The organism is Psychrobacter sp. AOP3-A1-26, from assembly GCF_052378235.1.
In the GTDB taxonomy this organism is placed as follows: Bacteria; Pseudomonadota; Gammaproteobacteria; order Pseudomonadales; family Moraxellaceae; genus Psychrobacter.
Window position 1 is genome coordinate 1 of sequence record NZ_JBQSXN010000103.1, and the last position, 9,837, is coordinate 9,837.

At 42.2% G+C, this 9,837-nt stretch carries 8 protein-coding genes; 1 reads left to right on the top strand and 7 read right to left on the bottom strand.

The window, feature by feature from the left end; all coding sequences use genetic code 11:
- Positions 1-150: 150 nt before the first annotated feature.
- A complete protein-coding gene (gene uvrB / locus ACT3TU_RS12725) occupies positions 151-2,262 on the bottom strand; it encodes an excinuclease ABC subunit UvrB (protein ID WP_444784454.1) in 2,112 nt (703 codons plus the stop codon).
- A gap of 381 nt (positions 2,263-2,643) precedes the next feature.
- On the opposite strand from uvrB, the gene dps reads away from it, so the two are divergent.
- Complete coding sequence (gene dps / locus ACT3TU_RS12730) at positions 2,644-3,126, top strand: DNA starvation/stationary phase protection protein Dps (RefSeq protein ID WP_444784455.1); 483 nt, start codon at positions 2,644-2,646, stop codon at positions 3,124-3,126.
- Positions 3,127-3,261: 135 nt separating this feature from the next.
- Here dps and ACT3TU_RS12735 read toward each other — a convergent pair whose 3' ends face one another.
- The 6 genes from ACT3TU_RS12735 to ACT3TU_RS12760 all read right to left on the bottom strand — a co-directional run.
- The gene (locus ACT3TU_RS12735; protein ID WP_444784456.1) at positions 3,262-4,389 is read right to left on the bottom strand and encodes a cation diffusion facilitator family transporter; all 1,128 of its coding nucleotides are present in this window, start codon (positions 4,387-4,389) and stop codon (positions 3,262-3,264) included.
- 182 nt (positions 4,390-4,571) lie between these two features.
- On the bottom strand, positions 4,572-5,195 hold the full coding sequence (locus tag ACT3TU_RS12740) for an acyl-CoA thioesterase (protein ID WP_444784457.1): 624 nt from the start codon (positions 5,193-5,195) through the stop codon (positions 4,572-4,574).
- Between the two features lie 138 nt (positions 5,196-5,333).
- The gene (locus ACT3TU_RS12745) at positions 5,334-5,744 is read right to left on the bottom strand and encodes a DUF2177 family protein (RefSeq protein WP_192522624.1); all 411 of its coding nucleotides are present in this window, start codon (positions 5,742-5,744) and stop codon (positions 5,334-5,336) included.
- Positions 5,745-5,840: 96 nt separating this feature from the next.
- Entirely contained in the window at positions 5,841-7,223 is a 1,383-nt protein-coding gene (locus tag ACT3TU_RS12750; protein WP_444784458.1) for a class I SAM-dependent methyltransferase, read from the bottom strand.
- A 76-nt stretch (positions 7,224-7,299) separates the two neighbouring features.
- Positions 7,300-8,292 (bottom strand): DUF1365 domain-containing protein, encoded by a 993-nt coding sequence (locus ACT3TU_RS12755; RefSeq protein WP_444784459.1) that lies wholly within the window; start codon positions 8,290-8,292, stop codon positions 7,300-7,302.
- 22 nt (positions 8,293-8,314) lie between these two features.
- Positions 8,315-9,837 (bottom strand): NAD(P)/FAD-dependent oxidoreductase (locus tag ACT3TU_RS12760; RefSeq protein ID WP_444784460.1); only part of this gene is annotated, 1,523 nt, incomplete at its 5' end.

Sequence of the window (9,837 nt, forward strand, 5' to 3'; positions counted from 1 at the left end):
TAAGATGTATAACTGGTTTTTAAGATGGAATATGTAAAACTACGTTTGAGGTTGGTAAAAGCCTATATCAACCTTATACATCAGACTAAACGAAAAAAACGAGTCACCCTCGTAACCCGTCCTCATTTTTTCAAACTTTAGCTTTATCCATTAAATCAAATGTGCTTTTAATTCCAACACTTTATCACGAGTATTCGCGGCTTCTTCAAACTTAAGATCACGTGACATCTGTTGCATTTGCTTTTCTAAACGCTTGATTTCTTTGGCAAGTAAATCAGGACTGCGTAGGATATTGATATCTACATCGGGCAGATTACTTTTGACCGGAATCGCTTGATTATCATTGGCATCAAGGTCATCGCCTGTATCAATTTTATCAGTGATACTACGGCGCGCGCCTTTTGGGGTGATGTTATGCTCGATATTAAAGGCAATTTGCTTTTCGCGGCGGCGATCGGTCTCATCAATTGCCTTTTGCATACTGTTGGTGATGCGATCGGCATAAAGGATGGCTTTACCATTCAAGTGACGCGCAGCACGACCAATGGTCTGAATCAGCGCACGCTCAGAACGCAAAAAGCCCTCTTTATCGGCATCAAATATCGCCACCAGTGACACCTCAGGCATATCCAAGCCTTCACGCAACAGATTAATACCGACTAACACATCATGCACGCCAGTACGCAATTCATGGATAATTTGCGTGCGTTCAACGGTGTCAATGTCTGAATGCAAGTACGCAACTTTGACATCGTACTCTTTCAAATAACTGGTCAAATCCTCTGACATACGCTTGGTCAAGGTCGTGATTAGTACGCGCTCATCTTTTTCACGGCGTTTGGTAATCTCCGATAGCACATCATCGACCTGCGTTAATACTGGACGAATCTCAATCTCAGGGTCAATCAGTCCGGTTGGACGCACGACTTGCTCGACCACTTGCTCGCTGTGTTCAAGCTCATATAATGCAGGCGTGGCACTGACATAAATAGTCTTTGGTTTGATACGCTCCCACTCTTCAAACTTCATTGGCCGATTATTCATCGCACTCGGTAGACGAAAGCCATAATTGACCAAGTTTTCTTTACGCGATCTATCGCCTTTATACATCGCCCCAATTTGCGAAACGGTCACATGTGATTCATCGAGGAACAATAAAGCATCTTCTGGAATATAATCAAACAAAGTCGGCGGCGCTTCCCCCGATGGACGTCCAGAGAGATGCTGTGAGTAGTTTTCGATACCGTTACAGTAGCCGAGCTGTTGAATCATCTCAAGGTCATACTGCGTACGTTCTTTGAGACGCTGGGCTTCAACCAATTTATTATTATCGCGGAAATACTCCAAGCGTGGCTCAAGCTCAGCGCGAATGGTATGGCTAGCAGCTTCTAATTTATTACGCGGTGTTACGTAATGCGATTTTGGATAAATGGTAATACGCGGCACGCTACGCACCGTTTTTCCTGTTAAAGGATCAAACCACGTAATTTTTTCAACTTCATTATCAAACAGATGCACACGTACCGCCAACTGTTCAGACTCAGCAGGATAAATATCCAATAGCTCGCCGCGTAATCGATACGTACCGCGCCCAAAGTCTAGCTCATTACGTGTATATTGCATTTCGACCAGACGCTTAATCGTCGCGGTACGGTCTATTTTGTCACCAACGACGACATGCAGTAGCATTTTAAGATAGCTTTCTGGATCGCCCAAACCATAGATACACGATACCGACGCGACGATAATCGCATCACGACGCTCAAGGAGTGCACGCGTCGCTGACAAGCGCATCTGATCAATATGATCGTTAATGGCGCTGTCTTTTTCAATAAAGGTATCACTAGCAGCCACATAAGCTTCCGGCTGATAATAATCATAATAACTGACGAAGTATTCCACCGCATTATTGGGGAAAAACGACTTAAACTCACCATATAGCTGGGCAGCTAGGGTTTTATTATGCGCCATAATAATAGTCGGACGTTGGCACTCAGAGATGACCTTTGCCATCGTATAGGTCTTACCAGAACCCGTCACCCCCAATAGCAACTGCTCGTCCATACCAGTGTTGATACCCTTGACCAGCTTTTCGATTGCTTGCGGCTGATCACCAGCGGGCTCAAAATCAGTGACCATCTCAAAGGCACGACTTGATATTTGCGTCCCAGACGCATTGACACCACTAATTTCAGCTTCACCCTGTAGCTGAGTGGCCAATTGGTTTAACTGACGCGACGAGCGCGGTTCAGGCATTCGCATAATGGCTTTCTTCTTATTAAGGTTTATAACAATGTGGGGTCTAACCATCTATTTTTAAAGGACAATCAAGCGTTATTATCTAGCCTACCACTGGCGAAACATGCATTCTTAAATATGCTAACGCCTACTTTACTTTTGATAAAAAACATTAAAATAGTTATAAAAAATGCACACAGCATCCGCTAAAATTACAAAGTCTTTCACGGTTAACAAAGTCATTACACGAGCACCCAATAAAGCCTAACACTCAATGCTACCAACATCGATTTAAGCTGCTATTATTGATCATGAATTAACAAGTAGTACATAAGCAAGAAACCAATAACAACACGTTAAACATTCAAATCAATAAAATAAACTTAATAAATAACGGAGCAAAATATGAGAGAACGTTACGCGAGTGGAATAGATAACGAAACTGCAAAAAAAATGGTAGATTTGTTAAATTCTAATTTAGCCAATCTGATTGATTTAAGTATGGACAGTAAACAATGCCATTGGAATCTACAAGGTACTGGTTTCATTGGCGTTCATCAATTATTAGATGAGACCTATGATCGTTTGACTGAGGCTTTTGACACGGTCGCTGAACGCATTGTTATCCTCGGCGGTAAAGCCAATGGTATCTCAAAACGTGTCGTTGAAGACTCTATTTTAGAGACCTACCCTACTGATATTACTAAAGTAGATGAGCACGTTCGTGAGCTTACCAATCGTTATAAAACCATTGCAGCCTCATTGCGTGAAGGAATCGATACTGCTGGTGACGCCGGTGATGAAGATACTGCGGACCTATTGACAGAAGTGAGCCGCACTATTGATAAAGATGCTTGGTTCATCGGTGCCAATGCGCCTAACAAATAAGAAGATGATTCATCGCTTGAAACAATAAAGCCTTGAAATAATAAAGTTTAGTAAAAAAATGGTCGTCTAATTAGACGACCATTTTTTTTACGCGGGTAGAAGCGGCACTTTATAACAAGCGCGTCTCTTTTACTTTTAACCAATCATATTAGTGTTACTGGCTTGGCTATTAGGCAAATGCAGAACTTCAGCATTGGGCACTGACAGCGTCAAAATAGCTTCTTGAAATATTGGATTGTCACGGAACTGGTTTTCGATATCTTCGATTTTTTGTGCGATCGTTTGCTCTTGTTGGTTACCAGCAATATCAACTGCTGCCACCATAAATATCTTTTTAGGTCCAACCCACTCTAAGTGTAGATAAGAGACACTATCGATATCTGGATGATCGAGTAGTTCGGTTAATACATAACAATGCATTTTGTCTGAGACTCTATGTCCTACCAGAAAGTCACGATTACGGCTGATTAAAAAAACTGCGACCACACCTAGCAATATCCCTACAACGATCGATCCAAGTGCATCCCAAAACGGCTGTCCAGTATAAGCATGCATCCCCATCGCTGCTGCCGCTATGACCAAGCCAATCACTGCTGCCAAATCCTCAAAAAACACACCTCGTAAGGTTGGATTGGACGTATCAATGACATAACCGATAGCACTGACATTAAGCGCTTCGCCTTGCTTTTTACTCTGTCGATAAGCTTGCACCAAAGAGAAGCCTTCAAGCAAAAATGCAACCGCTAAAACAATAAAGCCAATGGTATAATTAGTCTCGGCTTCAGGCGCATTCCATTCAGTAATACCGGTATAAATAGAGACAACTGAGCCTGCCATAAAGACACCAAAGGCGGCAATCATCGACCACACATACGACTCTTTGCCATAGCCTAATGGATGGCTTTTATCGGCGGGTTTGACAGCTTTCTTTTCTGCCACAATGAGTAAAGTGCCGTTGCCTGCATCTGCCCACGAGTGTGCTGATTCCGCAATCATAGAAGCAGAGCCGGTCATAAATGCAGCCACTGTTTTGGCGATGGCAATAAGAAGATTGGCACCCACTGCAATCAGCACAGTGATTAGTGAACCAGATTTTTTGCCATTATTGTTAGGCGTAGGCTCCGTATGAGGGGGAGTTTTAGTAGATGTATCGACTACAGCACTGAGGCCGATATCAGATTGAGAACCACCCGTACCGCGAGTATAGCTACCACGCGGTATGGGTTGAGGTTTTGAATCGGGTTTTGGTTTTTTTAAACTCATGTAAGTCTCAATCCATAGTGTATAGAATAGATAAACACAATTTAACTTTTCAACTTTAAGTGTTAACTGTCTTTATTCATCTTAATAACCATTAAATTTAGTCGAAAACCCGTTTATTATCAGTAAGGTTTTCGTGAGACTTTGTTTAAGTTTTGGTTTTTTAACTATTACAAAACTTCTTCTTAAAGTGTATCTTTTTTACTATTAGATTGATGAGTCGTCAGCTCTCCAACCATATATCTGTCAGCTGTGTCATGGTCAGTTTTATTTTTGCCGCCTAGGTCTTCACTAATCATTTCGTCGATACCACAACTGGGGCGATGTGAGTCTTCCATGCGCATTTTTTTACGCTCTAGGCCTGCATCAAAGCGGCATTGCTGCATGGGGTTTTTAATCTCAAGCTCAGGCACTGGTGTTGGTTTGCCGTTATCATCAATGGCCACCATGGTAAAATAGCAGCTGTTGGTATGGCGCACAGTACGAGCGCGGACGTCTTCTGCCTCGACACGTATACCCACTTCCATCGAGGTTTTACCAACATAATTGACACTTGCCGCAAAAGTGACTAATTCGCCAACGTACACTGGCTCACGAAACATCACTTGATCGACTGATAACGTCACCACATAACTACCGCTATACCGGCTGGCACAAGCATAGGCGACCTGATCCAGCATCTTTAGCAAGTCACCGCCATGCACATTACCAATGAAGTTGGCCATATCGGGCGTCATCAGCACCGACATATATAGCTCATGGTTTAAAGGTGCTTTTTTAGCTGTGGAGCTGGTGTTGTATTGCGACATAATATTCCTTACCGTTATCAAAAACCTATTTATTCAGAATCTTATTTATACAGTAGCTTTTGAGATAGCGCAAATAAGTAGCCGATAAAAATAGTTTTTATGGGGTAAATATAGAGTGTTCTATCAGACGACATGCCCTCAACTTAACCAGTGAAAACGGTATGCAAGCCAAGCCACAATTGTACTGACTGTTCCTGTTAATAACCCACCCCAGACAAAATCAACCAAGGCTGTATCTAAGGTATAGCCTTTATACAACGCCAAACTGGTAAAGTCATAAGTACCATAAGCCATCAGTCCTATCAAACCACCTAATAAGAAAATATGACCCAGTGAAGCATTGGCTTTGATTTGTGGATAGAGAATAATGATACACAGCACCAGTAGATAAAACATATAAAACACGCCAGCTGCAATCATGTTAGGCTCATCGGCAAGCAAATGTCCGATACGCTTTTCATAAAAAAGACCGGTCATAGTCTTGAGCCAAACTGCATCAATACCCAAAAATATGGCAACGGCTGCAATATAAATAAATACATAACCCATAATAATATCCTTTTATAATGGTCGCTAAACATTCGGCACAGCGATGTAGATGTTTGGCTCAATTTAACGACTCAATGAAGTGGTTATCTACAATAATTAAATTGCCAATGGCAAGTCAGAGAAATGCATGATATCAATATTATCTGGCTTCACCGCTGTCAATTGCACCACACCGATCGTCCGCTCCAAAAATCCACCTTCGCAGTAACAGAAGTAAAAATCCCACAAGCGGATAAATGTCTCATCATAACCAAGCGCGACTATCTCTTCGCGCTGCCCCATGAAGGCAGCACGCCAATCCCGCAGCGTATGCGCGTAGTCAAAACCGTAATCATGTAGCTGCTTAATAACCATATCGGTCTGCTCAGTAAACTGATTGTTTAGTTCTTGATTGGACAGTAAGCAACCACCAGGAAAGATGTGCGTTTGAATAAAATCAACCGAATTTATATAATCTTGGTAGTTTTGGTCATTAAAAGTAATCGCTTGCAATACCATCAACCCCGTGGGCTTTAGCAGGCTATTACATTTAGAAAAAAAAGTCGGCAAATACTCATGCCCGACCGCCTCAATCATCTCGATACTGACCAATTTGTCATACTGTCCTGTCAGCTCGCGATAGTCTTGTTTCAGCAAGGTTATTTTATCTGATAAACCTGCCGCTTTAACACGATTCTGTGCCTCTTCGTATTGAGCATCCGAGATAGTTGTTGTCGTTATTTGGCAGCCATAATGTGTGGCGGCATAAATCGCAAAACCACCCCAACCTGTACCGATTTCGATGACATGATCATCAGCAGAGAGTTGCAACCGCTGACAAATGAGCGCCAATTTATGCTGCTGCGCTTCAGCCAATGTTGCTTCAGTGTTTTTATAAACTGCTGATGAATACATCATGGTATCGTCTAAAAAACGCTGATACATATCATTGCCCAAATCGTAATGCGCTAAGATATTGGACTTAGATCCAGATTTATCATTTTTACGCAGTTGATGCTTGGCTTTTTCGAACGCCTTACTCACCCCCGCAAAGCGGCTCTCAAGTTTATTAAGTACCGCCAAGTTACGCGCCGCCAACCGAATCAATCCGGTCAAGTCATCTGTATCCCACTCACCATTGATATAGCTGTCTGCCAAAGCAATAGAGCCCCCAAGTAGCAACTGACGATAGACAGCACTATCATGAATCATCAAAGTGACATTTAACGAATGGCGGCCCACTGCTGAACTGCTTGCTGTGCTAGTAGAGACGCTTCCAAAGTTATTTGTCTTAGGTGCTTGCTCGCCAAACGCTTCGATTATAGTCAGGCTACCAAACTGAATATGCTGTAACGCACGAAATATCAATTTTCTTGCGACTTGATTGATCCCGTCACTGACAGGTTGTAAGATAGCGCTTTCATTGATTTTTTGGCTGATGCTGGTAGTCATCTTGGCTAGTGTTGAAGCGGGTGCTCTATCGGTCGGTCGTACTGACATTGTCTACTTATCCTTGTTTAAATGGCATGTATTTCAATCTTAGGTGCTTAAACTTAGGTGCTTAAAGTTTTTTGATTTAGTGTTTATTTTTTTCAACATCAGGTTTTTTATCAGCTTGCTGCTGACTATCGGCTAGCTTTTCATCATAATTAATGTAGGGTACTTTTTTAATCGCATAAAGCTTAAAAGCATGCCAGTAAATACGCGTTAACGAAGTCACATTCATCAATGGGTTTTTACGTAGGCTGTTGCGAATCATCCTCGCAGTCATTGGGACGCCTGACATCTTTATCCCTGTTTTTAACACCTCACCGCGCTCATCACTGATATCGATAGCAATACGAACTTGCAAGCCGTTATCTGGCTGGCTTTTTATCTTAACTTGCCAACGATATAGCTGGTCAATCGGATTAAAGGGTGAGACATGGAAGTCTTTATCGTGACAGAACTCAGTGCTCTCCCCTGCTAATAAAAACCCATAATAATGCCGCTTATCCCATGGCGTATTAGACACCTCAGCCAATAAATGAGTCGGCGTCTGCTGCTTATCAAAACCCAAATAAAAATTGACGGGGCTAAAATAAATACCAGCATTGCGGCAAACAACTATGCCAATGATATCGCCTGTTGGCTCACCACCTGTTTGCTCAGTAAATGCTTGGCTCAAACGATGACTAAGTGCTTGAATAGGATTTAAACGGCTATCGTCATTTTCATTATCACTTAGGCTATTTAGTTGTTGTACATTTCGCCTTTGTGAATTTAACCCTTGTGAATTTAGTCCTTGTAAATAATCATCAGGACAGAATTGCTGCAAAGCTTTTTTCTTCGCTGAGAATAACGGTAGCTCTTTTAACCATCTATTTTTAACAAAATTAGCCTTACCAAAAATGGCTATACCTACCTCAGGAAGTACCTTCCCCGCTGCCAACGCGCTGATATTGATGCCCCAATAACGATATGGATAGGCAAATTTATGCACACTTGGTAGCAGGCGACTGTGCCATGTTGTCCCATGAAATAGCTGATGGGGTAAGCAACTGTCGGATAAACCGTCTTCAATAGACATAGCTTTCTCCTTATTATTTACTTTAGTGCTCATTGGTTTTACACCCAAATAAACCGCGCTTTTTCTGTGGTTCGTAATCCTTATATGTTTCGTTATCGTTAACAGCAGACTGTAAATGCTCAACGTACTCAACCAGCTCCTGATTGGTGGTCGCTGTAGTAACTTGACGCTTATTAAGTTTGCGCGGCTTGGTATCTGCTTTAACCGGCAAATCTCTATAGCGAAACGGCGTATGCGCGCTATCGACATCAGGCAGATGGCTTGGGTTAACCTCATCTTTTATATCAATGTCAGCTCCTAGTGCCTGACAAACACGTAGGCCGCTACGCACACCATCTTCATGAAAGCCATTGAACCAATACGCCCCGCAAAAATGCGTATGCAGACCACTGCCCGAAATATTCGACCATTTGGTTTGCGCCTCAATCATCGCCTTATCAAAAACAGGGTGGCTATAGTCAATCTGCTTGATAACCTGATTCTCATCCACCTCATGATTGAGGGTGACTAAATAGTTATGCTTTTTGGTCAAGCGTTGCAAGATATTCATATGATAAGTCAATACTGGCTTTACTGCGGTTTGCGGCTCTTTAACATTTTTAGTAGAGCTCTTAATAGAACCTTTATCCTCTATCAGGTAATTCCAACTGGCCCATGCCAATGGCTTTTTGGGCAAAACGCTGCTATCGGTATGCAATACTGCGGTGTTTTTCGTAAAGCGGAAATGACTTAGCACCTCAGTTTCATCAAAACTGGCATCTTGTAAAATCTTCAACGCGGTATCTGCATGGCAAGCAAAAATAACTTCATCAAATATAAGGCTTTCAACCTCACCGTTGATATTGTTTTTATCCTGAAGCGTTAGCAACACTTTGTCTTTATCCTGTGCGGCGTTACGAGTAACCGACTGCACTGGGCAATTTACCTTTACCTTACCGCCAGCTTTAACAAATCGAGTGACCAGTTTATTCACATACTGTTTTGAGCCGCCCTGAATCGTGAACCATTGCGGGCGATTGACCACATCGAGCAAACCATGGTTATCAAAGAACTGGGCAAAAAACACCAATGGAAAATCTTCTACCTCGCGTAGGCTGGTTGACCAAATAGCAGAAACCATTGGCAGCAGATAGTTATCCATAAAAAGCGTACTGTAGCTTTGTTTGCTGAGATAACTACCCAGTGTTTGCTCAGTGAATTTGCTGATATCTTGTCCTTGCGCACGAGTCTCTTCATAATCCTGGCGTAGCTGTTTGATATGCTTATTGAACTGTAGAATATCTTTGATAAATTGCCAAAACTTTGGGTTGAGCACATTCTTACGCTGTGACAATAAAGTATTGAGCGTATGACCGTTATATTCAAAACGACGCGCGGTATTTTTTACCGAAAAACTCATGTCTGTTGCTTGAAAAGGCACTTGCAGCTCATAAAGCAGGCGAAAAAAATTGGGATAGGTGCGCTCATTGAAGACGATAAAGCCAGTATCTATGGCACTTCTCTCTACTTTACTAGGTTTCGCCTTTTTACCATCCTGTAATGTCA